This is a genomic window from Veillonella sp. LMAG:90, assembly GCF_008679445.1.
Classification (GTDB): domain Bacteria; phylum Bacillota; class Negativicutes; order Veillonellales; family Veillonellaceae; genus Veillonella_A.
The window spans coordinates 1,785,362-1,810,684 of record NZ_NAND01000001.1 but is presented as its reverse complement, the minus strand read 5'-3'; the positions used below and the strand labels follow the sequence as shown (position 1 = coordinate 1,810,684).

General features: G+C 42.1%; 20 protein-coding genes. 18 read left to right on the top strand and 2 right to left on the bottom strand.

Going from position 1 to position 25,323, the window contains the following annotated elements; translation table 11 throughout:
* The 5 genes from CCC71_RS08000 (at position 1) to CCC71_RS07980 (ending at position 6,705) form a co-directional block, all read left to right on the top strand.
* Entirely contained in the window at positions 1-2,115 is a 2,115-nt protein-coding gene (locus CCC71_RS08000; RefSeq protein WP_296333417.1) for an RNA degradosome polyphosphate kinase, read from the top strand.
* A gap of 555 nt (positions 2,116-2,670) precedes the next feature.
* Positions 2,671-3,675, top strand: coding sequence for a 3D domain-containing protein (locus CCC71_RS07995; RefSeq protein WP_226974572.1), 1,005 nt, complete (start codon positions 2,671-2,673; stop codon positions 3,673-3,675).
* A 249-nt stretch (positions 3,676-3,924) separates the two neighbouring features.
* Entirely contained in the window at positions 3,925-4,464 is a 540-nt protein-coding gene (gene rnmV, locus CCC71_RS07990; RefSeq protein WP_021842391.1) for a ribonuclease M5, read from the top strand.
* Between the two features lie 156 nt (positions 4,465-4,620).
* Entirely contained in the window at positions 4,621-5,481 is an 861-nt protein-coding gene (rsmA, locus tag CCC71_RS07985) for a 16S rRNA (adenine(1518)-N(6)/adenine(1519)-N(6))-dimethyltransferase RsmA (protein ID WP_021842392.1), read from the top strand.
* A 381-nt stretch (positions 5,482-5,862) separates the two neighbouring features.
* Positions 5,863-6,705 carry a polysaccharide deacetylase family protein gene (locus tag CCC71_RS07980; protein ID WP_021842393.1) on the top strand — a complete coding sequence of 281 codons (843 nt, stop codon included), beginning with the start codon at positions 5,863-5,865 and terminating at the stop codon, positions 6,703-6,705.
* 611 nt (positions 6,706-7,316) lie between these two features.
* Here CCC71_RS07980 and CCC71_RS07975 read toward each other — a convergent pair.
* Positions 7,317-8,912 carry a peptide chain release factor 3 gene (locus CCC71_RS07975; RefSeq protein WP_296333415.1) on the bottom strand — a complete coding sequence of 532 codons (1,596 nt, stop codon included), beginning with the start codon at positions 8,910-8,912 and terminating at the stop codon, positions 7,317-7,319.
* Positions 8,913-9,168: 256 nt separating this feature from the next.
* On the opposite strand from CCC71_RS07975, the gene CCC71_RS07970 reads away from it, so the two are divergent.
* Positions 9,169-11,637 (top strand): DNA topoisomerase III, encoded by a 2,469-nt coding sequence (locus CCC71_RS07970; RefSeq protein WP_296333413.1) that lies wholly within the window; start codon positions 9,169-9,171, stop codon positions 11,635-11,637.
* A gap of 169 nt (positions 11,638-11,806) precedes the next feature.
* On the opposite strand, the gene CCC71_RS07965 is transcribed toward CCC71_RS07970, so the two are convergent.
* Entirely contained in the window at positions 11,807-13,069 is a 1,263-nt protein-coding gene (locus tag CCC71_RS07965) for a DEAD/DEAH box helicase (protein WP_021842396.1), read from the bottom strand.
* 561 nt (positions 13,070-13,630) lie between these two features.
* Here CCC71_RS07965 and CCC71_RS07960 point away from each other — a divergent pair.
* The 12 genes from CCC71_RS07960 (at position 13,631) to CCC71_RS07905 (ending at position 25,149) form a co-directional block, all read left to right on the top strand.
* Entirely contained in the window at positions 13,631-13,873 is a 243-nt protein-coding gene (locus tag CCC71_RS07960; RefSeq protein WP_127059015.1) for a FeoA family protein, read from the top strand.
* A 1-nt stretch (position 13,874) separates the two neighbouring features.
* Positions 13,875-16,304, top strand: a complete 2,430-nt coding sequence (feoB, locus tag CCC71_RS07955) for a ferrous iron transport protein B (protein WP_021842398.1) — start codon at positions 13,875-13,877, stop codon at positions 16,302-16,304.
* 193 nt (positions 16,305-16,497) lie between these two features.
* On the top strand, positions 16,498-16,677 hold the full coding sequence (locus tag CCC71_RS07950; protein WP_127059017.1) for a FeoB-associated Cys-rich membrane protein: 180 nt from the start codon (positions 16,498-16,500) through the stop codon (positions 16,675-16,677).
* A 235-nt stretch (positions 16,678-16,912) separates the two neighbouring features.
* A complete protein-coding gene (gene tnpA, locus CCC71_RS07945; protein WP_156703932.1) occupies positions 16,913-17,377 on the top strand; it encodes an IS200/IS605 family transposase in 465 nt (154 codons plus the stop codon).
* A 223-nt stretch (positions 17,378-17,600) separates the two neighbouring features.
* Positions 17,601-17,885, top strand: a complete 285-nt coding sequence (locus CCC71_RS07940; RefSeq protein ID WP_021842401.1) for a DUF6110 family protein — start codon at positions 17,601-17,603, stop codon at positions 17,883-17,885.
* A 5-nt stretch (positions 17,886-17,890) separates the two neighbouring features.
* A complete protein-coding gene (locus CCC71_RS07935) occupies positions 17,891-20,026 on the top strand; it encodes a heavy metal translocating P-type ATPase (RefSeq protein WP_156704883.1) in 2,136 nt (711 codons plus the stop codon).
* Positions 20,027-20,154: 128 nt separating this feature from the next.
* The gene (locus tag CCC71_RS07930; protein WP_021842403.1) at positions 20,155-20,562 is read left to right on the top strand and encodes a hypothetical protein; all 408 of its coding nucleotides are present in this window, start codon (positions 20,155-20,157) and stop codon (positions 20,560-20,562) included.
* The gene (locus CCC71_RS07925) at positions 20,559-21,401 is read left to right on the top strand and encodes a hypothetical protein (RefSeq protein WP_021842404.1); all 843 of its coding nucleotides are present in this window, start codon (positions 20,559-20,561) and stop codon (positions 21,399-21,401) included. The genes CCC71_RS07930 and CCC71_RS07925 overlap by 4 nt, the downstream gene beginning before the upstream one ends.
* A gap of 158 nt (positions 21,402-21,559) precedes the next feature.
* Complete coding sequence (locus CCC71_RS07920) at positions 21,560-22,174, top strand: ECF transporter S component (RefSeq protein WP_021842405.1); 615 nt, start codon at positions 21,560-21,562, stop codon at positions 22,172-22,174.
* 92 nt (positions 22,175-22,266) lie between these two features.
* Positions 22,267-23,292: a metal ABC transporter solute-binding protein, Zn/Mn family gene (locus tag CCC71_RS07915; protein WP_021842406.1), complete on the top strand. Its 1,026-nt coding sequence runs from the start codon at positions 22,267-22,269 to the stop codon at positions 23,290-23,292.
* A gap of 204 nt (positions 23,293-23,496) precedes the next feature.
* Positions 23,497-23,640: a six-cysteine ranthipeptide SCIFF gene (gene scfA, locus CCC71_RS07910; protein WP_004693318.1), complete on the top strand. Its 144-nt coding sequence runs from the start codon at positions 23,497-23,499 to the stop codon at positions 23,638-23,640.
* A 396-nt stretch (positions 23,641-24,036) separates the two neighbouring features.
* Positions 24,037-25,149: an IS1249 family transposase gene (locus CCC71_RS07905; RefSeq protein ID WP_296333593.1), complete on the top strand. Its 1,113-nt coding sequence runs from the start codon at positions 24,037-24,039 to the stop codon at positions 25,147-25,149.
* The last annotated feature ends 174 nt before the right edge of the window (positions 25,150-25,323 follow it).

The window sequence follows — 25,323 nt, the reverse complement described above, 5'->3', positions numbered from 1 at the left end:
ATGTTTGAAAACTATAAATATTACTTTAACCGTGAATTATCATGGTTAAAATTTAATCAACGCGTCCTTCAAGAAGCGATAGACAATACGAATCCATTGATGGAAAAATTGCGTTTTATTGCGATTACCAGTTCCAACTTAGACGAATTCTTTATGATTCGTGTAGCCGGTTTGCGCCATCAGGAAGAAAACGGCATCGTTAAATACGATGCGGCTCACATGGATGCACGTGCACAATTGCGTGCTATTGATGAGTCCGCTAAGCGTTTGGTGCGTGTTCAATACACTTATTTGAACCATGTTATGGAAATGCTTGGCAAAGAAGGTTTGCACTTTGTAAAACCGGAAGATTTGAACGAGGAACAGTTGGAATGGCTACGCATTCACTTTGAACGGGTGGTATATCCGGTAGTAACACCGCTTGCCATCGACTCGGGCCATCCATTCCCATTCTTGGCCAATAAAACAATGAATACGGTAGTTCAAATTAAACGTTCTGTTGTGGAAACCGAAGAGGATAAAGAAACAAAGAACGCCATTTTACCAATTCCGTCGGTACTCGATCGTATCGTAGAAGTGCCTGCTAAAGACGGCCAGCGTTATTTCATCTACTTAGAAGATATCATCAACTTCTATGCAGAGCAGTTCTTTGTGGGTTATGACATTTTAAATACCATGACATTCCGTGTAACCCGTGATGCGGATCTTGAAATTGACGAAGAAGAAGCACAAGATTTACTTCTAGAAATGGAAGAGTCCTTACGTCGCCGCCGCCGTGGTGCTACGGTTCGTTTGGAAGTAGCCGGTGAACCGGATGACGAATTATTGCACTTCATTTTAACCAGCTTGCAGTTAAAACCGAAAGATGCATTTATCGTACAAGGTCCGCTCGATTTATGTACATACTTTGGTTTCTGCGACATGGAAGGCTATGATTACTTGCGCTATGCACCATTTGAGTCTTGTGAGCCCGCCGATCTTGTAGGTCATGAAGAAGAAAATATTTTTGACCTCATTCGCCGTCACGACTTATTCGTGCACCATCCGTTTGAAACCTTTAAAACCGTTGAAGACTTCGTAGCCCAAGCAGCCAATGATCCGCAGGTATTGGCTATTAAACAGACCTTGTACCGCGTAAGCAGCAACTCGCCGATTATTTCGTCCCTTATTAAAGCGGCGGATAACGGCAAACAGGTAACGATCCTCATGGAAGTCAAGGCTCGTTTTGATGAAGCCAATAATATTTTAATGGCTCGTCGTTTGGAAAAATCCGGCTGTCACGTAATCTATGGTTTGAAAGGTTTGAAAACTCATTCTAAGATTACCATGGTAGTTCGTCGTGAAGATGATGCCATTCGCCGTTATGTTCACTTGGCAACAGGGAACTATAATGGCAAAACAGCGCGTTTATACACCGACTGCGGTATTTTTACCTGCAATGATGAATACGGTGAAGATGCGTCTGCTTTCTTCAACTTAATTTCCGGCTATTCCGATCCTCCGATTTGGAATAAATTCATCGTAGCACCTCTCAATTTACGCGAAAAAATAATGGAACTCATCGATGAAGAAATCAGCTATGCCGAAAAAGGCGAACCGTCTTATATGATAGCTAAAATGAACTCTTTATTGGACCGCGAAGTAGTGGCTAAACTCTATGAAGCGTCTTCAAAAGGGGTTAAAATCGATTTAATTGTACGTGGTATTTGTACGTTGCGTCCGGGCATTCCGAATGTGAGTGAAAATATCCAGGTTCGCTCTATAATCGGTCGTTTCTTGGAACATCATCGTTTGTTCTACTTCCGTCACGGCGGTAACGACCGCGTATTCTTATCCAGTGCCGACTGGATGCCGCGTAACCTCAATGAACGTGTAGAACTGATGATTCCGATTGAAGATAAAATCCATAAAGAACGCGTTCGCGGTATTTTGGATTTATACCTTCGCGATAATCAAAAAGCCCATGTAATGCGTGCTGATGGCTCTTATCGTAAGCTTGTAAGCAAGACTGACAAAGTTTCGGCTCAAGAAACGTTGATGAAAGAAGCCAAACAGGCGAGTGAACATCCCAAAATGACCGTAGTTGAACGCATGCAACCAATGTTTAAGGAATAAAAAGCCTTATATATGATTTCAGCTAATGTATAAGCCGTTATTAACCTTAAATACGACATAATAAAGGTATGTATACGCCTGAAATTAGAGGTGAGGAATTACACGAATCGTTTAATAATAAAGCGCCGATTATAGCGGTTGGTTTTAAAAAACATTTAAACACATTTTTGTGTAATTATCAGAAAATCAAATAATTTTTCTTACTGAAGTATCGACTTGTAATAGAAAGTGATTTCCATTATCAGGTCGATACTTCTTTTTGATTATTAACATTAAAGCTGTGAGCCCTTTATATAAAGGCTTTCAGAGCTGGTAGTGTATTTTCATGCACAATTATTCCTAAAGAGAATAAAATAAAAATGAGGAGATTATAAATAAAATAAATAAATATAATTGTAGCTATTTTGTGTACACTACAAAAGGACATAAACGAAAAATAAAGAAAAATATAAACATGAGAGAAATCTGAAGATGCTGTGTTTATTTATACCGTCCGGCCGTTTTGTTGACGCTCTGTATCTCTTTGTGGTAGAATAGCGCGGTAGGAGGGATTAGATGACAAAATATCTAGTAATGCAAAAGAAGAATATGGCGACCCTCTTGAGACGCCATACGTCACTTTTGCTGTTACTCCTAGCGGTCGTGTTTATGACGATTTCAGGCTTTGCTTGGAATGAGAAATCGGTTACGATTTTAGCTGATGGTCAAGCACAGATTGTTAGGACACACCTCAACTCAGCGGAGGGCATTTTACACGATGCCGGGATTACGCTCGGGCCAAAAGATGCTGTATTATTAAATACGCAGACTTTGCAAAACGGAACTCAATTAACAGTTCTACGAGCATTTCCTGTAAAAGTAACGATTGACGGCGTAGCTAAAGATGTTATGACCGTTCAAACGACAGCCCAGGGTCTAGCTGATGAGTTGGGATATCATGCACCTAATTACGTACCATTGGGAGATAGCAATCAGCACTTACAAGCTGGTAGTGAGGTTGCTATAGCTCATGTAACCGGTCGTTCTGTAAAAACTTACGAACAGCCTGTAGAAGTACAGGTTATTCGTCAGCGAGACGACTCCATGCACATCGGCGAACAGGAAGTTATCCAAGAGGGTACTCCCGGTTTAGTTTCCGTTGAGGAGGAAATCTTGTACCAGGATGGTAAGGAAATCAAAAAGCAAATTATTAGTCAGAATGATATTAAACGGATGGTACCGACAATCATCAAAGAAGGTTCACGAGATGTGGTAGAAACCTCTCGTGGGGTAGTACGCTATCGCGAGGTGCTGACTATGGAAGCGTCAGCGTATTTACCGGGTGATGGTGATGGTCGAGGCATCACGGCTACCGGCATGGTGGCCAGACGAGGCGTTGTAGCAGTGGATCCGAATGTGATTCCATTGGGTACACGTCTTTACATTCCGGGCTATGGCATGGCTATAGCAGCGGATACCGGCGGAGCTATTAGAGGTCACAAAATTGACCTATTAATGGAATCTTATGGTGAGGCGATGGAATTTGGTCGCCGTTCTGTAGAAGTTTATGTTTTACAGTAAAGAAGTTTTTTCAGTACCTAATTTAGGCCTGATAAACTTCATAGTAATTGAATTTTTACAGTAATTAAATATGTAAACTCGTCGTAAGAAGAGGTTGTAACGAAATGCGTTTTGACCCGCATGTTGTTATAGCCTCTTCTTTATTATTTTTGAAAAATTTGGTAAAATTAAGTAGCTATAAAGCCTATTTTATTCACAGTTGATTTTATTCACAGTTGATTGTTTGGCCATTGTGGAAAGGAAATACTTATGTTAAAAGAAGTAATCGTAGTCGAAGGCAAGTCGGATATTCAGCAGATTGCCAAAGCAGTAGAGGCTGATTGTATTGCTACCGAAGGATTTACTTTACGCAAAGGGGTATTGGAGCAAATACAAGTTGCCTATGAAAAAAGAGGAATTATTATTTTTACCGACCCTGACACGGCGGGCGAACGAATTCGTCGTTTCTTGGCCAAAAAATTTCCGGATGCGCAGCATGCATTTATCTCGCGTGACTTAGCAACCGCCAACGATGATATTGGGATTGAACAAGCGCCACCGGAAGCCATTCGTGAAGCGTTAGGAAAATTACACACACAGTCGCTTGAGTCGTCTGAAGAATTTACCATGCAGGACATGGTAGCTCATAACTTAACCGGTTCACCGCGTAGCGCCGATAATCGCGCTATTGCAGGTGCTAAACTGGGCATCGGTTATGGCAACAGCAAGCAGTTTTTATACCGTTTAAATCACTACGGCGTTACCCGTGAGGGCTTTAATGAGGCCATGCGCGACATAATGATTGGCTAGTCAGATGCCTAATTGATATAATAAGCGGCTAGTTGGAGGCTTACTTGACATAATAAGCGGCTAGTCGGGCGTTTACACGATATGATGATAGGTGGGATTGTTAGCGATCGGTAGTGCGAATACAATGAGTTAAAGTACTCTTTTGAAAGGATATATATGTTAGAATCAATTATTGCGAGTCCCGAAGTAGTGCATTACATATGCAAACGCTTTGGCATTCACATGAGTAAAAAGTTGGGACAAAACTTTCTCATCTCCCGCCATGTGGTAGATGATATTGTAAAAGCAGCCCAGCTGGTACCGGGGGAGCCGGTATTGGAAATCGGACCGGGCATCGGTACGCTTACGCAGGGCTTGGCACAGAGTAAAGCGGATGTGACGGCCGTAGAATTGGACCGCCGTTTGTTGGAAGTATTGGATACGACCTTAGCAGGCTATGACAATGTTAATATAATTCATGGCGATATTTTAAAAGTAAATATTCCTGAATTAATGAACCATAAGCCGTTTAAAGTAGTGGCAAATTTACCATATTATATTACGACGCCGATTATTATGTCCCTATTGGAAATGAAACTTCCTATTGAGCGACTCGTCGTAATGGTACAAAAAGAAGTGGCAGAGCGCATGGTGGCCGAACCGGGAACCAAAGCGTATGGTGCACTCTCCGTGGCTGTACAGTACTATACGGAACCGGATATCGTATTCGAAGTGTCGCCTAAATCCTTCTTGCCGCCACCTGAAGTAACCAGTGCGGTTATTCGCTGTCGTTTGCGCAAAGAACCACCGGTACAAGTGGCTGATGAAAAACTCTTATTCCGTGTTATTAAGGCCGCTTTTGCGCAGCGTCGTAAAACATTTAGCAATACTATGAAAACAACCGGTCTCGCTAAAGAACAGATTGCGGCTATTTTAGAAAAAGCCGGCATTGACGGCTTTTTGCGCGGTGAAACCTTTACCTTAGATGACTTTGCCGCTTTGGCTAATGCTTGGCATGAACTCTACGGCAAGGCATAAAATTATTTTTCAAAAATAAATATTGACCGCAACAGCAGGTTATAAAATTAGTTTTCAAAAATAAAGATAAAACATTATAACAGGGTATAAAATTATTTTTCAAAAATAACTATTGCAAATTTAAAAGTATAGGCGTATTATTAGATGTCAGCTGAAATTTGAAATAAAATTCGGCTGGTGTTTAAGGATAAAAGTAAGCTACTATTTTGACTAAAAATAGTAGCTTAGTCTTTTGCAATGAAATAATAAAATAGCAAGCAATAATTAGAAAGTTAGCCTGCATTTTTTTAATATAAGTTGCAAGAGTAAGCAATAATTAGAAAGTTAACCTGCGTTTTCAAAAATATAAGTTGCAAGAGTTTCATAGGAGTTAAAAGCGTAATGTTACGTTTAACAGGTAAAGTGTTTGGTGTAGTCGCTATTTTAGTTGTGTTTGCGACTTTGGTGTTTTATTTTACCGCACCGGTGTATACACTGCGAGGGATTCCCGTTTTAAACTATCATCAAGTGAATGATGAAAAATTTTCCCCATTGACAATGAAAACTTCGGATTTCAGAAATCAAATGGCATATTTACAAGAGCAAGGTTATCATGCGATTACTATGGAAGAATTATACGGCTATTTGCAGAATAATTTGCCATTGCCAAGTAAACCGGTCGTAATCACATTTGATGACGGCTATGTAGACAACTATACCGAAGCAATGCCGATTTTAAAAGAATACGGCATGAAGGCCACTTTGTTTATGATTGGCGACTCCATTGGCGCTCCCGGATTCTTATCGGCGGAGCAGCTGAAAGAAATGGAAGCAAGCCATATATTTGAAGTTGAATCTCATACCTATTCGCATAAAGATTTGCGCAAGCTCTCCAGCGATGCGGTGGCTGATGAATTTAGCCATTCTAAAACATTATTAGAAACTACACTAGGCCATCCGGTGCAATACATCGCCTATCCGTGCGGCTTTACTAACCCGCAAGTAGACGCTTTGGCTCAGGCAGCAGGCTATCGCTTGGCATTTACCGTTGATACAGGGAATGTAAGAAGCGGTGAAAACCGCTTTAACCTGGACCGCGTACCCGTATTTGAAGGAGACAACCCACTCCTAAGCATGCAACTACGCCTCCACTACGTAGAAATCATCGGCGGCCTGTGGTCACTCCGTGACTTCCTGCTCGCCCATAACCATCCAACCTTGGCATCAATAGTGCCACTTTTCTAAGTAAAAAGAAGGTTCCACACCGGAAGCCTGACTGTTTCACAGTAAAAGGCGTTCCTTGCTTGGAACCTTCTTTTTTTGTGTGAGTCTGACTCAGAGCCTCACCACCTCCACGAAATCATGATGTGAACTGAATTAGAGTGCCACCGGGCGCTGAATAGAGGAGATACGCAGGTGTTTGCTTTCGGGCGGTAAGCCTTAAATTGAGATGTTTACAATAGAAAGTGTCCATGTAAGAGTAGATTGGAGTTTTCTTTTGGCAAAATTGATTTTAAATTGAGATGATATAAAAAATAGAGAGGACCCTTGTAGGAAGTTCTATAGTCTTTTCTTTTGGCAGATAAAAGCTTTGAATTGAGATGATATAAAAGAAATAGAGAGGACTCGTGTAAGAAAAGTTTTACAAGCGAAGCGCAGTCACTTTTCGGCACGAGTCCTCTCTATTTATATTAAGTGTTTTAGATTTTATCTGCCAAAAGCGCAGTCACTTTTCGGCAGGAATCCTCTCTATTTTATTCGCAAATTAATTATTTATTTTGCCAAAAGAAAATATCTAATACATGGACACCTTCTATTTTTAAATAATTATTTTAAGCTTACCGCCCAAGCAAATACTAAATATGCTCATTCAGCGCCGGCGTCTCTAAGAACGTCACATCAGGATTTCGTTCCACAACCCATCCCATTTGCCACTCATTACTTATCAAAATAACGGTTCGCCCCCGATTATCTTTAACAGCCATGGCATTATCAAGACCTTTAAGCTGCTTAATATCCACATCTTCTTTTACCCAACGGGCTACGCTGTAAGGGAGGGAATCAGTAATCGGTTCAACACCGTATTCATTGCGTAAACGATACTGTAATACTTCAAACTGAAGCATACCAACGGCGCCGACGATGAAGGAGTCCATGGAATGAGGCTGTTCAAAAATCTGTACCGCACCTTCCTGGGCCAATTGAGTCATCCCTTTTTGGAATTGTTTACGTTTCATCGTATCTTTCGGGTTGACGCGGGCAAAGAATTCCGGTGGGAACACAGGGAAGTCGCCGAAGGTTACTTTGTGATTAGGAGCACAAAGGGTATCACCTACGCCCATAGTACCGGCATCAAAAACACCGATAATGTCGCCGGGATAGGCTTCGTCGATAATCGTGCGTTCCGTAGCCAAGAACTGTTGCGGCTGCGCCAGGCGAATACTTTTATTCGATTGACGATGCAATACGGACATGCCTTTTTCAAACTTACCGGAGCAAATACGCATGAACACGATGCGATCGTGATGGTTAGGGTTCATATTGGCTTGGATTTTGAAAACAAAGGCGGAGAAGTCTTCGGAAGTGGCTTCTACGGTTTCTTCAATGGCTTGGCGAGGAGTCGGGGAGGGGGCTAAGTCGAGGAATTTTTCTAAAAACGGTTTAACCCCGAAGTTTGTCATAGCGGAACCGAAGAACATTGGCGTTAATTCACCGGCACGAACACGGTCGAAATCGAATTCGTCGCCTGCTACGTCGAGGAGTTCAATATCATCAATCAAGGACTGATGCACTTCTTCGCCCAATAACTCACGAAATGCCGGATCGTCTACCGATTCTTTGGTAGATGCCAATTTTTGCTGACCATGTGTTTCGTCTTTGGCAAAAAGGTCAACCGTGTGAGTTTCTCGGTCGTAAATCCCCTGATATTCTCCGTTGATGCCAACTGGCCAGTTCATAGGAACGGCGCGAATGCCCAAGGAGTTTTCAATTTCTTCCATCAAATCAAAGGGATTACGGCCGAAATGGTCAATTTTGTTGACGAAGGTGAAAATAGGAATACCGCGCTCTTTACATACAGCAAAGAGTTTTTTTGTCTGCGCTTCCACACCTTTCGCTACGTCGATAAGCATGACTGCACTGTCTGCGGCCATTAAGGTACGGTAAGTATCTTCCGAGAAGTCTTGGTGACCGGGGGTGTCCAAGATATTGACGCGGCAGCCGTCATAATCGAATTGAAGCACGGAACTTGTTACCGAGATACCACGTTGTTTTTCGATTTCCATCCAGTCGGATACGGCATATTTTTGAGTTTTACGAGACTTTACGGACCCGGCTAAGTGAATAGCACCACCGTAAAGGAGCAGTTTTTCAGTTAATGTAGTTTTACCGGCATCCGGATGCGAAATGATGGCAAACGTGCGTCGGCGTCTAACTTCTTCTAAGAATGTCATGTTGTCACCTCATACAAATTATCTATCCTTAAAATTATATACTAATGACGGGCGTTTTGTCATTAAATTCATTTTATTAAATTTAAGATAGTCACAGGGATGACGGTTTAGGCGTGGAGCAGGCGTGGGCCATTATCATGGAGTGCATATTTGGTGACTAGAAGCACCATTGGGGCGTATCCGCACCACCGGTATGAGTGGGTTCCTTTTATGAACGCCCGGTTTAGTGTATAATAGAACAGACAAAGGAGGGCCTATGAGATTATTTATTGCCGAAAAGCCCAGTATGGGGCGAGAAATAAGTAAATATTTACCGGAGCAGAAGAATGTGCAAAAGCGCGACGGTTTTATTGTGCAAGGCGATGATGTAGTCACTTGGGCCTTTGGACATGTGTTGGAACAGGCTCAGCCGGGGGACTATAATGAACGCTATAAGCGTTGGAATGCCGCCGATTTGCCCATAGTGCCAGACGAATGGCAATTGCTGGTGACGAAGAGCAGTGCTAAGCAGTTTCAGACTATTAAAAAGCTTATCGAAGATGCGGATACAATTGTTAACGCCGGTGACCCGGATCGCGAAGGACAGCTCCTTATTGATGAGATTTTAGTGTACGTAAATAATAAGAAACCTGTGCAGCGTATTTTGTTGAATGCGCTGGATGAAAAGTCGATTCGCGCAGCTCTCAATGACTTGCGTGATAATAAGGATTTTTATAATTTACAACAATCTGCTTTGGCCAGAGCCCGCGCCGATTGGCTCGTAGGCATGAATTTATCCCGTGCTTATACCTTACAGCAACGCAGGCAGGGGAATAAAGTTACCTTTCCGATTGGCCGTGTAAAAACCCCGACCCTGGCCTTGGTGGTTCGCCGTGAACGGGAATTGGAAAATTTCGTGCCCGTTGATTACTTTACCTTAAAAGTTTTATACAAACATCCGAACGGCAGTTTCTGGGCCACGTGGCAGCCTAAAGACGATCAAATCGGCCTCGACCCGGAAGGGCGTTTAATAAAAAAAGCGGTAGCCGAAGAATTGGCTAAGCGCTTGATGGATGGTAAGACGGGCGTCATTTCCAAACGGGAGAAGACGAAGAAAAAAGAAGCCCAGCGTCTGCCTTTATCGTTGTCGGCATTGCAGGTTGCAGCAGGGAAGGCTTATGGTTATGACCCGCAGCAGGTGCTCGATACGGCGCAGAAATTATATGAAAAGAAATTGACTACTTACCCGCGTTCGGATTGTGATTATTTACCGACAAATCAATTTGAAGATCGCCATGCAATCATACAGAATTTAAGTAAAAACAGCGGCGTTATCGGTGAATGGGCTCAAGGTGCTGATTTAACCATTAAATCACGGGCGTGGAACGATAAGAAAATCACCGCTCACCATGCCATTATTCCAACGACGGTGGCTTGTAACATGGCTACGTTGCCGGACATGGAGAGAAATATTTTTTTTCTCATCGCCCAGTCCTATATTACGCAGTTTTATCCGGAACATGAATACGAGCAAACTCGTTTAACGGTGACCCAATGTGATGAGGAATTTGTCGCTCATGGTCGCGTTATTTTGGTAGTAGGCTGGAAGGCTTTATATCAAAAAGCTAAAAAGGACGATTCAGCAACGGATGACGGCAATGATGGGGATGATTCGGTCGGTGATGAAGAGGCGGATTCGCAGGAAGCAAGTAAAAAACGCAAACAGCCTATTGAAGAGAGTGGTGAACTGCCGAATGTGAAAAAAGGCGATTCTGTTGATGTAGATAATATGGCTATTGATGCGAAGCAGACCAAACCGCCGAGCCGTTTTACGGCAGCCACTTTATTGCAGGCTATGAAAGAAATTCACAAGTATGTGAAAAATGAGGATTTGAAAAAGCAATTGAAGGCCGTATCCGGTATCGGTACGGAAGCAACCAGGGCTACCATCATTGATGAATTGATTACACGTAAGTTTATGTCTGCAAAAGGCAAAAAGAAAGTAATTCAACCTACATCTTTGGGGTATACCTTGGTGGATGCTTTACCGGAGGAAATGCTCTATCCCGATGAAACAGCTCTTTGGGAAGAACGCTTGGCGGCTATTAGCGAAGGCCGGGATACGTTGGATTCTTTTTTGATTGATCAGATTGAATTCTTAAAAAGTTTGATTAACAAGGCCAATAGCGGCATGAATATGGATGGTCTCGATACAGACGGTTTTAATATTGTCAGCACCGTGCGTACGGTGAAACGCCCATCAGGCGGAACCGGTAATGCTATCAATCGAGGCGGTGCAGCCTTGTCGGAAGAAGAACTCAGTAAGCTCGAAGCTTGTCCGCGTTGCGGCAAGGGAAAATTAAGACTTAGAAACGGTAAATTCGGGGAATTTTACGGTTGTACCGATTATCCAAAATGTAATTTTACTAAGCCTGTCTCGACAAACCCTTCAAATGCCGGTAAAGTTCAAGGCGGACCTTTAAACGGAAATGGGACCGGAAATTCGACCGGCTTCGGCCGAGGAAGTGTGGATTCTATTGACCCACAGGTGGCGGAAGCTTTGGCGGCGGCTAAGGAAAAGGGGACCTTGCAATATAAATGCCCGCGTTGCGGTGAAGGCTATTTAGTAGCCATTGTGCGTAATGGTAATACAAGTTGGACCTGTGCTAATCAACCTAAGTGTCGCACTACCGTGGCTGATGTAGACGGGAAACCGGTTGTTTTTAATAAGGCAGTTTGCACATAATTTAAAGTAAATCAAATATATAATAAAAAAGGACTATTCTTATAGGAACATGCTATTCAAAGTACGAACAGCGTGTCTATGAGAGTAGTCCTTAATTTATACGTGCTTGTAAGTGCTTATAGTGAAAGGCACTGTATTATTAAATCGGGTTATAGGACATTAAATCCTATTAGCGAGAACGACGGCGTCTTGTGTTAACCCCTTTATGGCCTGTTGCCTTATGTCGTTTCGCTTTAGTTGCCTGATAGGATGATTTAATAGTCGGTTTTTTGGATGACGTTGTTTTTTTAGGTGCTTGGGCACGGCCTTTGGTTTTTACTTGACCGTCGGTCGTGTATTTTGTCAATGTTGCTTCAATGGCTCGTTCGATACGGCGAAGCCATGTTTCGTCCGCTTGTGTCGCATAGGTAATGGCAATGCCGTTGGTACCGGCACGACCGGTACGGCCGATACGGTGAATGTAGTAATCTACATCGTGCGGCACATCGTAGTTATATACATGACTGATGCCTTCAATGTCGATACCGCGGGCCGCAATGTCGGTAGCTACCAAGATTTGCGTACGGGCACGGGCAAAATCACGCAGAATTTGCGTGCGGCGACCTTGTGTTAAATCACCGTGTAATTCGCCGATGTTAAAACCGGCTGCCGTTAATTCGTAGGAGAGCTTAATGGCGCCTTCTTTTTTATTACAGAAAACAATGGCTAAATACGGATTGTCTTCTCTTAGTTGAGCCATTAAACGGTCCAACTTTTCTTCCGGTTTTACCATGATAACCTTTTGTTCAATGGTATCTAAGGTTACGTTATTGCCTTTAACCGTTACGGACATTGGTTTTTTCATGTAAGTTTTGGCAAGGCTGCGGATGCGATCCGGCACGGTAGCGGAGAAGAGTAACAATTGACGGTTGGCGTTAGTTTTTTCAATAAGGGATTCTACATCCGGTAAAAAGCCCATGTGAAGCATCTGGTCCGCCTCGTCGAGAACTACGCGGCGCACCGTATCGAGGTGAAGGGAACCGCGCGTGGCGTGGTCTAATAAACGCCCCGGCGTGCCGAGGATTACATGAGGACGACGGCCTAATTGTTGTAGCTGCCCTTCAATAGTGCGGCCGCCGATGAGGGGAAGAATATCAACGCCCAAAATATCGCCGATAGCCTTGGCTTCGTCGGCAATTTGTTTTACCAATTCGCGGGTTGGGGCAATAATAAGTGCTTGTTCTTGGAACACTTCGATATTGATGCGCTGCAAAACAGGAATTAAAAATGCCAGCGTTTTGCCTGTACCGGTTTGCGCCATAGCGATTAAGTCGTTGCCTTTGAAAGCAGGGGGAATGGCTTGTTCCTGAATCGGAGTAGGCTCCTTAATACCTTGTTTGGCCAGGGAGTCTATGAGTTCGGGCACAACGCCGAGAGTTTGAAATGATTTCATATATATCTCCTTATCTTTAATTTGTAATACTTTGAGTGATGATTCCCGGAGGGGAATAGGGAACTTCGTCAATTAGCTGTTAACGTTGATTTTGTAAAATAAATGGGATTCATTGGTATTAAATTAGCTAAATCTATTTTTATTATATCATACATAGATGATTTATATAAAAGAATCGATATATATAGGACAATTTGAACTTAAGGGCATACTTTTTTTGCGAAATAAATATTTTAATAATTCATTGAGAATAGTTATTTAATTGATAATCTTTTGATAATATTTGAAGTTTAATTATAATTGAGAATAAAAGAGAAGACGTTTCAAATTAGAATGAGAATGGCGAGGCTATTATTCATGAGAAAATACTGAAAAGATGAGCAGTGATAATGAAAATTGAAGATTGTCTATCTACATTCATAAGATTCGATATTGAAAATGGTTATTGATTTTCTCAGTGACTATGTTATAATTTAATTGTAATTTTTTTTCAGTTTCAGTGCAGTTCTTAAGCAAATTTTGGAAGATGAGTTTGTTTGGTTCGGCCACAAGGAGGTGTAGATAGTGATAAAATCATTGGCGTCGATGAAAACCGGCGAAGCGGGCACAATTAAACAGTTGCGCGGTTCCGGTAACATCAAACACCGTCTCGTTGACATGGGCCTCGTTCCGGGGACTTTCGTGCGTGTTATGAAATTCGCACCTTTGGGTGATCCCATTGAAATTAAAGTAAAGAACTTTGATTTAGCGTTGCGTGTCAGCGAAGCAGAAACTATTGATATTGAAGTGAGTCAGGAGGCCTAGAATGAGTGACCAAAATACCACGTCTATCCGAATTGCTCTGGCCGGTAATCCGAACTGTGGTAAAACTACAATTTTTAATAATATTACCGGTGCCAAACAGCATGTTGGTAACTATCCCGGTGTAACGGTAGAAAAGAAAGAAGGGGAATGTACTTTCAGCGGTAAAGATTTACTCTTTATTGACTTGCCGGGTACATACAGCTTAACAGCTCGCTCCCTTGATGAATTAGTAGCGCGTAACGTAATTATCAATGATGAACCGGATGTTCTCGTTAACGTTATTGATGCATCTAATTTGGAACGTAACTTATATTTAGCGGCTCAATTGTTGGAATTGGAACGTCCGTTGGTTATGGCGCTTAATATGTCCGATGTGGCCAAAGAAATGGGTGTTCACATTGACATTAAAAAATTGAGTGAATTGACCGGTGCGACTATCGTAGAAACAGTTGGTCGCAATAATGTAGGTACGACCGAATTATTACAAGCTGTTATCGATGTAGCCAAAGAAGCGAAAAAACCAAGTGCGACTATTGATTATGGTCCTGAACTTGAACCGGCTATTAGAGATATTGTTAATGAACTTGAGAAAGCAGATACTATTACTTATCCATTGCGTTGGGTGGCTATTAAATTATTGGAAGCCGATCCTGATGTAATTAAAAAAGTAAAAGCCTTTGAACGTACCGAAGCGGTTTTGGCAAAAGCAGAACAGTGGCGCGAAGAGCTTAAAGACAAAGTTGATTTAGAAATTATTTTCCAAGAATTCCGTCACAGCTTTGCCGTTGCTACTTATAATAATGCTATAAAAGGTACGCCTAAGGAAATCGAAACCCGTTCCGACCGTATCGATAAAGTGCTTACCCACCGTATTTGGGGCTTACCGATTTTCGTATTTGTAATGTGGCTCTTATTTAATCTCGTAAATACAATCGGTGCTTATCCGCAAGGCTGGATTGAAGACGCTTTCACAGCCCTTGGCGATTGGGCCGGTGCGGTAATTCCGGAAGGCCAATTGAATTCCTTGGTGGTTGACGGTATCATCGCCGGTGTTGGTGCGGTAATGAGTTTCGTTCCACTTATCGTACTCTTGTTCTTGGGCATTGCGTTCCTTGAAGATACCGGTTACATGGCGCGTGCGGCATTCGTAATGGACCGTATCATGCGTGCCTGCGGTTTACACGGGAAATCCTTTATTCCCCTCCTTATGGGTTATGGTTGTAGTATTCCTACTATTATGGGTGCTCGTATCTTGGATAATAACCGCGATCGAATGATTACGATTCTTGTTTCCCAGTTCATGACCTGTAGTGCTCGTTTGCCGGTATACACTTTGTTCATCGGGGCATTCTTCCCGGTAGCACAACGTGGTAACGTATTGGCTGCCATTTATTTTGCCGGCATCGTATTGGCTATTGTAATGGCTAAAATTTTCCGCAAATTCTTATTCCCGGGCGAATCCGAACCATTCGTAATGGAATTACCGCCATACCATATGCCAACTCTTAAGAGCGTGTTAATGCATATGTGGGAACGTGCTTTCTTATATCTTAAAAAAGCAGGTACTTTCATTTTAGCAGCGTCCGTATTGATTTGGTTCTTGGCATCCTATCCGCAAGATGTGCCAATGTCTCAAGACTTTGACGCCGCTCGCGATCAGGTAACCCAAGAATACGAAGCGCGTGATAATGCAATCTTGCTTCAGTACGGTATTGCTACGGATGAACAAAAAGCACCGGTTATGGCTATGGTTGACGAAATGACAGCTATTCAGACAGAACAAGACGAAGCTGCCGCTGAAGAAGGGGAAGAAGAAATCGGCGATGAAGGTCTTAACGGTGAAGCCGCTGCGACTGACGAAGCCGCTACAGCTGAAGATGCAAATGCTGCACCTGAAGTTCCTGATTACTTCCATGACCTTCAAGTAGCCAATGCTGATGCATTCCCGGTTGCTTGGGCTATTTACCTTAATAACCAAGAAAAAGACGAAGCTATCGGCGAACTCGACCAAAAAGAATCTACTGAAAAATTGGAAGGATCTTATGTAGCCTCCATCGGTAAATTCATTGAACCGGTTATGAGACCGCTTGGTTTCGACTGGAAGATGAGCGTATCCTTGGTTACAGCTCTCGCTGCTAAAGAAGTTATGGTAAGTACCTTGGGTACACTCTACTCTATTGCGGCTGATGAAGATAATGAACAGCCATTGCAAGTTTACTTACGTCAGGACCCTTCATTCACACCACTCGTTGCAGTTGGTTTGATGATGTTCGTTCTTATTTATCCGCCATGTTTTGCGGCTATGGCCGTATTCAAACGTGAAGCCGGCGGTTGGGGCTGGTTAACTTTCTTCGTTGTTTATTCAACGGCCCTTGCTTGGGTAGCAGCCTTTATCGTCTACAATGGCGGTCGTTTACTTGGTTTCCATTGATTGAAAAAAACAGTTATTTATTAAATGATTCAAAACTGAAATGCGTTTTTCTGTTAAGTTATTAGCTTGTTCCCATGAAAATCTAAATGAGAATTGACTACTGATAATCGTTGAGAATATAACGCCAATCAATGTTTTTCTCAAAATTTTTTACAAATCACTATTGATTATTGATTAAGGATGGTGTATGATAATGGAGAACCTAATAGTATATCTTATCGGATTAATCGCTGTATTATTTGTTGCTCGCAAGGCGTATAAGACCTTAAGCGGCAAGAGCGGCTGCAGTTGCGGTTGCGGTGGTAGCGGTAACGGCAAGAAGAAAGAAATTTCTTCCTCTGGTTGTGGCTGCGGTTGTGGGGGCAACAAATAGGATTTCATAAGGGTAATGACTGACGAATACAGTGTATTCGATGGATTTACGGCAAAAGTAGCCAAGGTTCGGGTAGACCTTGGCTATTTTTATTGTACGCCGAATAGGCATGACAAAACCCCCAGTTAAACTGGGGGTCGGTAAAAAATTCTTATAGAAAAGGAAAGAACCTCCTAATGATACAATGAAGTTGGTCTGGCAACCACAACATTTCAACTTAGGAGGTTCAATGTCAATGAATGACGTAAAAAGCTTATCACATAGTAAATGGAGATGTAAATACCATATTGTCTTTGCACCTAAGTATAGACGACAAGTTATATATGGGCGAATAAAAGTTGATATAGGGAAAATATTAAGAGATTTATGTACAAGAAAGAATGTGGAGATTATAGAGGCGGAGTGCTGCCCCGATCATATACATATGCTCGTTACTATACCTCCACATTTAAGTGTATCAAGTTTTATGGGGTATTTAAAGAGTAAAAGTAGCCTCATGATATTCGATAAACATGCTAATTTAAAATATAAGTATGGGAATCGACATTTTTGGTGTAGAGGATATTATGTGGATACGGTAGGCAGATACGAAGGAGCGATAAAGGAGTATATTCGCAATCAATTACAAGAAGATATAGCTCAAGATACGTTAAATTTTAAAGAATATATGGACCCGTTCACGGGTGAGCAGGTAAAGTAGGCAAAAATAAAAGCCCCCGAGTAGGGGGCAGCCAGTGGTAATAGAGTGGTTGTCAGATTACTCAAAGCCCTCTTTAGAGGGCAACCACTAGAGAAAGACCCTTATAGGGTCAGAGCAAACCACCCGTTCTACGGGTGGTTATGATAAAGCAATAGGCGCTTATTCTATTCTTGTAAGGAACACTTTGGTGCCTTACATCTTGTAGAGGAAAGGTGAGATTTATATGTTCAACGTAAACAAAGAAAAAGTAAAATCCGCTAATTTATTCGCAGCCGGTTTGGCTCTTGGTACTGTAGGTCTTAAAATGTTGACCAGCAAAGATGCTAAGAAAGTGTATGCCAATGTTGTAGCTGCAGGTCTTCGCGCTAAAGAAAGCGTAATGCAGACTGCTGAAAAAGTACAGGCTTCCAGCGGCAGCATTTTGGCTGATGCTCAGGAAATCAACGAAAATCGCCGTAAAGAAGAAGCTTTGTTTGAAGAAGAACAAGGCGAAGAAAAGGGTGAATAATTAATATGTTGAAGTTTTCGGTTATTCAAAGATTATCGAAACGTCTTCATGTTACTATTTCCGGTCACTTATTCGATGATGCCGAAGCCGCTTATGTTGAAACGACTTTAATGCAGAATCCGGCGATTGAAAAAGCTCAGTTTTTTACGCGTTCACGTGACCTTATTATCCACCATACAGGGGATGAAATAGCTGTTCGTGATGCATTACTGGCACTTAACGATTTGAATTTCGAAGATGCACCGGCATTGACGGAATACTCACCGCGACTTGTCAATAAACAATACAAAGAGTCCATGATCAGTCAGACTCTTATGTATTTAGGTAAAAAGTTATTGTTACCGGCACCAATCAATATGGTATGGTCTTGGTTTAATGCTTTAAAATTTGCGAAAAAAGCGGTAACTATGTTATGGCATCGCAAATTAACTGTAGAAGTATTGGATGGCGTAGCGATTACCGTATCCTTGTTACGCGGTGACGTATCCACGGCAGGCGCCGTAATGTACCTCTTGGGTATTGGCGAAACCTTGGAAGAATGGACACTCCGTAAGTCCGTCCTCAATTTGGCCGAAAGTATGTCCCTCAATGTGGATAAAGTTTGGGTTAAAGTGGATGGCGTTGAAGTGAGTCGGCCTGTATCCGAAGTTGTCGAAGGCGACCTCGTGGTACTTCGTCAAGGTGAAGTGGTGCCATTGGACGGTGTAGTAGTAGAAGGCGTTGTCCTTGTGAACGAAAGTTCCATGACCGGTGAACCGGAACCGGTTCGCCGTGATGAAAATACTTCGGTATATGCAGGTACTGTCGTAGAAGAAGGCCATTGTGTAATCGAAGTTCGCGGTAATTCCAAATCATCGCGTTATGAACAAATTGTGGCTCTTATCGAAGAATCGGAACAGATGAAATCCGGTATGGAACAGAAGGCGTTCCACATGGCCGATAAATTAGTGCCAATCAGTTTTGCCGGCACTATCTTAACGTATTTGTTGACCCGTAATACGATGAAGGCCTTATCGTTCTTGATGGTTGACTTCTCTTGCGCTTTAAAATTAAGCATTCCGTTGGCGGTATTATCGGCCATGGAAGAAGCGTCGAAGCGTGGTATCACCGTTAAAGGCGGTAAATATTTGGAACAAATTGCCGCTGCTGATGTGGTTGTTTTTGATAAAACAGGTACATTGACTAAAGCAGAACCGGTATTTGAACAGATTATTACCTTTGAAGATCATGATCCGGATGATATGCTCATGCTTGCTGCTTGCTTGGAAGAACATTTTCCTCATTCTATGGCAAAAGCCGTGGTTAATGCAGCGGAACAGCATAATTTGCCTCATAAGGAAAAACACTCCTCTAAGGTTGAATATATCGTAGCTCACGGCATTGCCTCCAAAGTGGGCAATCGCAAATGCCGAATCGGTAGTGCGCACTTTATTTTTGACGATGAAAAAGTTGTTATTCCGGAAGGGGAACAGGAAAAATTCGACAATTTGCCGGATTCCTCCTCTCATTTATACTTAGCCATCAGTGGTCGTTTGGCTGCCGTTCTTTGCATTAAAGATCCGGTGCGTGAAGAAGCAAAACAAGTTGTTAAAGAACTTCACGAATTGGGTATTAAGAAAGTCGTTATGATGACCGGTGACAGCAAACGCAATGCAGAACGGGTTGCACGTGAAATCGGCATCGACGAAGTGCATGCGGAAGTATTGCCGGGCGATAAAGCGGCTTATGTGAAGAAAGCTAAAGAAGAAGGGTATACGGTTATGATGGTTGGCGACGGCATCAATGATTCGCCGGCCTTGTCGGAAGCCCATGTAGGCGTTGCGATGAATGAAGGGGCACCGATTGCCCAGAAAATCGCCAATGTTACGGTTTCCTCCGATAATCTTTCCAGTCTTGTAGACTTACGTCGCATTGCTATGCAATTGATGGATCGTATTCAATTTAATTACAACTCCATTGTCGGTGTTAACGGCGCTTTGGTAGGTCTTGGTTTATTCCAGGTATTGACACCAAGCACGACGGCATGGATGCATAATCTGTTTACGTTAGGTATTGGTTTACGCAGTATGACGCCATTGTTACCGGCTAAATCTGAAGAGGATGATTCGGTAATTGAAACGACGGCTCGTGTTGTAGCGTAAGCGGAACTAAGGTATTTATAAACAGTATTAAGGCGGTGTTCTTCGGAGCACCGCCTTTTGCGGTTGAGTTTTAAGGCGTCCTATAGTAAAATTATACTGTTAAGATAAGGATGTAGGAGGTTTTTAGTATGAAAGTCCTTGCGGATATTTTGGGACGCACGCTATATATGAGTTTTTTCATCATATTAGTACCCTTAGGTGCCTACACTATTCATAACGGGTCCAGTGCTATGGTGGCACTTGTCAGTTATTTGGTGTTGTCATTATTGGTGCCGGTGGCGTATTTATCTTCGAAGCGAAGTGGTTTCGGTCCGGAAGAAAAGCGCGTGGGCCGTATTTTCTATATATTGGGTTGGGTCATCGTTCAACTGGCCACGTATCAGACCTTTTTTGTAGGCGATTTTTCATTCCTTTGGGGCTTGCCAAGCTTTGGTCGTGATATAGCCTTTGTAATTGTTATGTATATTCAGGTTTCGCTTTCATTGACGGCCGGTTATATACTAAATTCACTCGTAAGAGGGAGGGCCGCTAAATGATAAAAAATGTTTTGCGCATGTTTGTTTTAAATCTTGCCATCGTATTGCCGGTGACAATGATTATATTGGCGTTGCAAGGTGTTTCATTGGGTATGGTAGCTTTCTTGGTACTTTCATTCTTGACGCCTATGGTGCTGCGCCGTCAAGATAAGTTGCAACAATTTTTGACCTATCCGTGGCGTAACAGTTTGTATGCGTATAGTTGGATTTGGTGCTTAACCTTTTTCTTCCTAGGTGACAGTGTCATTCCTTATGCTATTGCTTCCGGCAGCATGGGTATGATTATGCTTGGCTGGATTGTGGTATTTACGGTTTGTCTATTGGCCATGACTATTGTGGCCGTTATTTTGACACTTTTTGCGGACCGGCCACGGTTTAATCGCTGGTTCGATGATTCCTTGGATATGGCGGTCTATTCCTTGCCGGTACCGATGCTTTTATTAGGGGATGTGTTATTTTTAAATGTGCCCGATCCAATATTGGCAGCGCAACTCAGTCCGCAAGTATTTACCTTTTTACAACTTTGGCTCTATGGTTTTGTTATTTGGACCATGGGTGTTATTGCCATTTATTTGCATCCGCGAATGGGGCAAAAACAAGGCCTTCGTTTGGCTCGTATTATGGTAACCGCCTTGGTATGGCTCGCCATCAACGGCCACTTGATGTATGGTTGGAAGCCGGACTTCTTTATGGAATTGTTATACTTCCTGATGCCGGTATTCCAAGGCAATTGGTTGGTGTACATCACCCCGGGCTTGCTTGAATTCATTGTACTTGGTATGTCTGTTGGTTTAGGCATACTTTTAGAAGATTTTATTTTGAAAAGACAGGCAAAATAGCCTTTACGGCACATCATGTAATATGTCGTACTATGTACTATATGGTATAATAGTTTTTGTGCAATTTTAAGCAACTGCTTTTTTGAAAAATGAGGTTTTAGAATTAAATATGTATTCGACTTATATCCGAATAGGAATGAGAACGGAGGATTTTTTACATGGAAAAAGATAATATGGATACGAAAAGTCCGTATCCGCGTCAGCGATTTAGCTTGCGACAATTGACTGTTATCGGTTTGTTGTCCGCGTTAACCGTAGTACTGGGTGTCAGCGGGTTAGGATTTATTCCGATTCCACCGATTTATGCGACTATTTTGCATATTCCGACTTTAATCGGCGCACTTTTAGAAGGCCCAAAAATCGGTATGGTTATCGGTTTCATTTTCGGGTCTTACAGTTTGGTTCAAAACATGGTACAGCCAAACATTATGTCTTTCGTATTTTTAAACCCGATAATTTCCATATTACCACGTATGTTAATCGGACCTATTGCGTATTATGTGTATCGCTATTTGCCGATTCAAAGACCGGTGTGGCGTGTTATGCTTGCCTTATTCGTAGGCACAATCGTGCATACCGTAATGGTAATGGGCTTGATTTACCTTATCTATGCAGAACCTTATGCAGCAGCTAAAGGGATTCCTGTAGACCATGTGGCAAATATTGTAATCGGGGTAGCCGTATTCCACGGACCGCTTGAAGCATTGGCGGCTGTGGTAGTAGGTACGCCGGTAGTCATGGCGCTCAGGGCTAAACTTAAAACAGATAAATAATATGTTAAACCATTAGCCCCGACGTCATGTCGGGGCTTTTTGAATGTATATATTGATATATGAATAGATATTGATGAAAGAGAGGCGATGAAATGAATATTCAAATGAATTGGCGCAAATGGCGTCTCACAGCTGTGTTGACTATCATTTTGGTAGCGGGCGCCGCCATACTGGGAGGCTGTAGTTTGGGAGATAGCACCGGTAATGACGGTAAAGGGGGCTTACCCGTAGTGGCAACGGTATATCCGGCCTATGATATAGCGAAACAAGTAGGCGGGGATAAAGTGAAGGTAACTTTATTGGTGCCGCCGGGAACAGAACCTCATGATTGGGAACCGACCGTGAAAGATCTGAAAGCAGTCGGTCAGGCAAAAGTATTTATTTACAACGGCGCCGGTTTGGAACCGAGTGAAAAATTATTGGCTCCTGATATCCTAAAAGAGGCTAAACCGGTGGAACTGGCTAAGTCGGTTGACGTTATGCCGATTAAAACCGTAGACCTTGACAAGGAAGCGGAAGCTGACCATGATCACGACCATCATACCGATGCAGCGCATCATGACAATGACGGCCATGACCATCATCATGGTACGGTGGATCCTCATATCTGGCTCAATCTAATGAATGTGGTAAAAGAAGTGGACGCTGTAGTGGCCGCTTTTAGTGAAGCTGATCCGGCCAACAAAGATTATTATGAAGCTAACGGCAAAGCCTATAAAGAAAAATTGACAGCTTTGGATGCACAGTATGAGGCATTTGCTCAAACTGTTCCAAGTAAAGAGTTGGTCGTAACTCATGAGGCATTCGGTTATTTGGCCAATCGTTATGGTTTTACCCAATTGGGCATCATGGGGGTAGCGCCGGATGCGGAACCGACACCGGAACGGATGGCGTCGATTATCAGTTTTGTAAAAGCTCATAAAGTAAAGGCTATCTTCAGTGAGGAACTGGTTAATCCGAAATTAGCGGAAGCTATTGCCAAGGAAACGGGCGCTAAGGTGTATATGTTAAATCCGGTAGAAGGCTTAACGGAAGAACAAATGAAAGCAGGGGCCACCTATTTATCCATCATGGAAGATAATTTGAAGGTATTGAAAACCGCGTTAGGCGCCCAATAATATGCATTTTATAAGAATGTTAAAGGCAGCTTGAGGCAGTTTATAATACTTTTTTGAGGCTGAAAAGGAAAGAGAATTATCAACGTATTTCTCAATCACATAGGGGATATTGATATTTCGCATTAAGAGAACTATTGCCGATTATCGCGTTACTATGTTAAAATAAATGTAACGTATAGTAGTATTTTGAGGAGGTTGAACACCATGGCAAAACGAATTCGTACAATCAACACTGAATCTTTACAGAAAACTGCTAAAACCGGTGGCTGCGGCGAATGTCAGACTTCTTGCCAGTCCGCTTGCAAAACAAGCTGCACTGTAGGCAACCAGGTTTGCAAACAGAAATAAGATTTTTTATCTGTTTTGATACGTCAATGACCCAATAAGATCCAATCATTATGTATTAGTGATTGGGTCTTATTTTATTTTCATAATTTAAAGTAATTCAAGCTGTATTAAAACAACTTAAGTTATATTTAAAACAATTCAAGAAATATTAAAATACCCCAAGCTATATTCAAAATAACCCAAGGTATGCAAAATTAGAGTTATAGGACAAAAAGTGTGTGTAAAAAGTGCTGTAAACCTAGATAGATACTGGGTTTATAGCACTTTTATCTTTTTTTGACAAAGATAAAGGGTGGACAAAAAGTGTGTGTAAAAACATGCGTGAACCCACATAACTACTGACTAAAATGGTATTATATCTTCCTAAATAAAAACATAAATAGGAGGATGATTAATATTAAACAAGTAGTTTGCCCTGATTGTGGTCGAAAATGTATAAAACACGGTATATTGAAATCCGGTTCTCAGCGATGGTTTTGTAAGCACTGTAAAGTCGCTTTCACTAACAATATTAACACCGATAGTCATAATCTAAAGCTGTTTTTGAAATGGTTATTTAGTAAACAGATGCAGCAGGATATGCCTGGAGGCGGGCGTACATTTAGACGTAAAACCGCTAAATTTTGGTCCATATGGTGCCTTCCACCAAAGATTGAGGAAGTATATGATGTGCTTTACTTTGACGGCATATACCTAACGCGTAAGCTCTGTGTACTTATTTGTTGTAGTAAGGACCATGTGTTAGGCTGGTATGTATGTAGATATGAGAACTCTAGAGCTTGGCAAGCATTAATGGACCGTATTGCTCCTCCGCGTGTTGTTATCTCAGATGGCGGATCCGGATTTGCTAAGGCCTTGGCAAAGAGGTGGCCGACAAGTAACCATCAACGTTGTTTATTTCACGTTTTTGCGCAAGTAAGAAGGTATACAACTTCTGCACCAAAAACAATAGCCGGCAAGGCTTTATATGAACTGGCAAAGCGTTTATTTAAGATTCAATCGATAGATGATGCCTATACTTGGATTGATGGATTATTAGCTTGGAGAGAAGAGTTTGATGACTTCTTACGTGAAATGACAGTTGACGAAAATGGGAATAAAAGGGCTACTCATGAACGCCTCTTAAAAGCTGAGGCAGGACTTTTACGATTAATTAGAGATGAGACTCTATTTACCTACCTGACGTTTGTAGATATTACCGTACCTACAACGAACAATCGACTGGAAGGAGGCGTTAATGCGCAACTTAGGGGGATGTTACGAGACCACAGAGGATTATCCTTAGAAAGACGATTAAAAGCGGTCTATTGGTGGTGTTACGAGCACTCACCTAGACCGCTTCCTGTTGCTGAAATATTAAAATGTATGCCTACAGATAAAACAATCGCTGCTACTTACCGTAGGATAATGCGGAATAACCGTCCTGATAATATCTTACCCCAATGGGGCGATGCCATTGTCTGGAATGAGTTCCATATGTCCACGGAATTTCCAATTTATTGGGATTAATTTAAAAAAGCCACACACACTTTTTGTCCTATAAGCCCAAAATTAATAAATCAGAATTTTTGAAAGGTCTTGTATGTCATTATTTCATATATGGTAGAACCTTTTTTTTAAGCTAAAAGTAGATAAATGATGTATAATATAAAGGTAGTAGTAACTATTAAATATATGGAGGTA

Excerpts from the sequence above, each read along its gene's own strand:
- CCC71_RS07975 (WP_296333415.1), bottom strand. The coding sequence starts at position 8,912 with ATGACATTCTTAGAAGAAGTTAGACGCCGACGCACGTTTGCCATCATT.
- CCC71_RS07940 (WP_021842401.1), top strand. The coding sequence starts at position 17,601 with ATGTTCAACGTAAACAAAGAAAAAGTAAAATCCGCTAATTTATTCGCA.
- CCC71_RS07935 (WP_156704883.1), top strand. The coding sequence starts at position 17,891 with ATGTTGAAGTTTTCGGTTATTCAAAGATTATCGAAACGTCTTCATGTT.
- CCC71_RS07965 (WP_021842396.1), bottom strand. The coding sequence starts at position 13,069 with ATGAAATCATTTCAAACTCTCGGCGTTGTGCCCGAACTCATAGACTCC.
- CCC71_RS08000 (WP_296333417.1), top strand. The coding sequence starts at position 1 with ATGTTTGAAAACTATAAATATTACTTTAACCGTGAATTATCATGGTTA.
- CCC71_RS07925 (WP_021842404.1), top strand. The coding sequence starts at position 20,559 with ATGATAAAAAATGTTTTGCGCATGTTTGTTTTAAATCTTGCCATCGTA.
- CCC71_RS07980 (WP_021842393.1), top strand. The coding sequence starts at position 5,863 with ATGTTACGTTTAACAGGTAAAGTGTTTGGTGTAGTCGCTATTTTAGTT.
- CCC71_RS07930 (WP_021842403.1), top strand. The coding sequence starts at position 20,155 with ATGAAAGTCCTTGCGGATATTTTGGGACGCACGCTATATATGAGTTTT.
- scfA (WP_004693318.1), top strand. The coding sequence starts at position 23,497 with ATGGCAAAACGAATTCGTACAATCAACACTGAATCTTTACAGAAAACT.
- CCC71_RS07995 (WP_226974572.1), top strand. The coding sequence starts at position 2,671 with ATGACAAAATATCTAGTAATGCAAAAGAAGAATATGGCGACCCTCTTG.
- CCC71_RS07950 (WP_127059017.1), top strand. The coding sequence starts at position 16,498 with ATGGAGAACCTAATAGTATATCTTATCGGATTAATCGCTGTATTATTT.
- CCC71_RS07920 (WP_021842405.1), top strand. The coding sequence starts at position 21,560 with ATGGAAAAAGATAATATGGATACGAAAAGTCCGTATCCGCGTCAGCGA.
- rsmA (WP_021842392.1), top strand. The coding sequence starts at position 4,621 with ATGTTAGAATCAATTATTGCGAGTCCCGAAGTAGTGCATTACATATGC.
- tnpA (WP_156703932.1), top strand. The coding sequence starts at position 16,913 with ATGAATGACGTAAAAAGCTTATCACATAGTAAATGGAGATGTAAATAC.
- rnmV (WP_021842391.1), top strand. The coding sequence starts at position 3,925 with ATGTTAAAAGAAGTAATCGTAGTCGAAGGCAAGTCGGATATTCAGCAG.
- CCC71_RS07915 (WP_021842406.1), top strand. The coding sequence starts at position 22,267 with ATGAATATTCAAATGAATTGGCGCAAATGGCGTCTCACAGCTGTGTTG.
- CCC71_RS07970 (WP_296333413.1), top strand. The coding sequence starts at position 9,169 with ATGAGATTATTTATTGCCGAAAAGCCCAGTATGGGGCGAGAAATAAGT.
- feoB (WP_021842398.1), top strand. The coding sequence starts at position 13,875 with ATGAGTGACCAAAATACCACGTCTATCCGAATTGCTCTGGCCGGTAAT.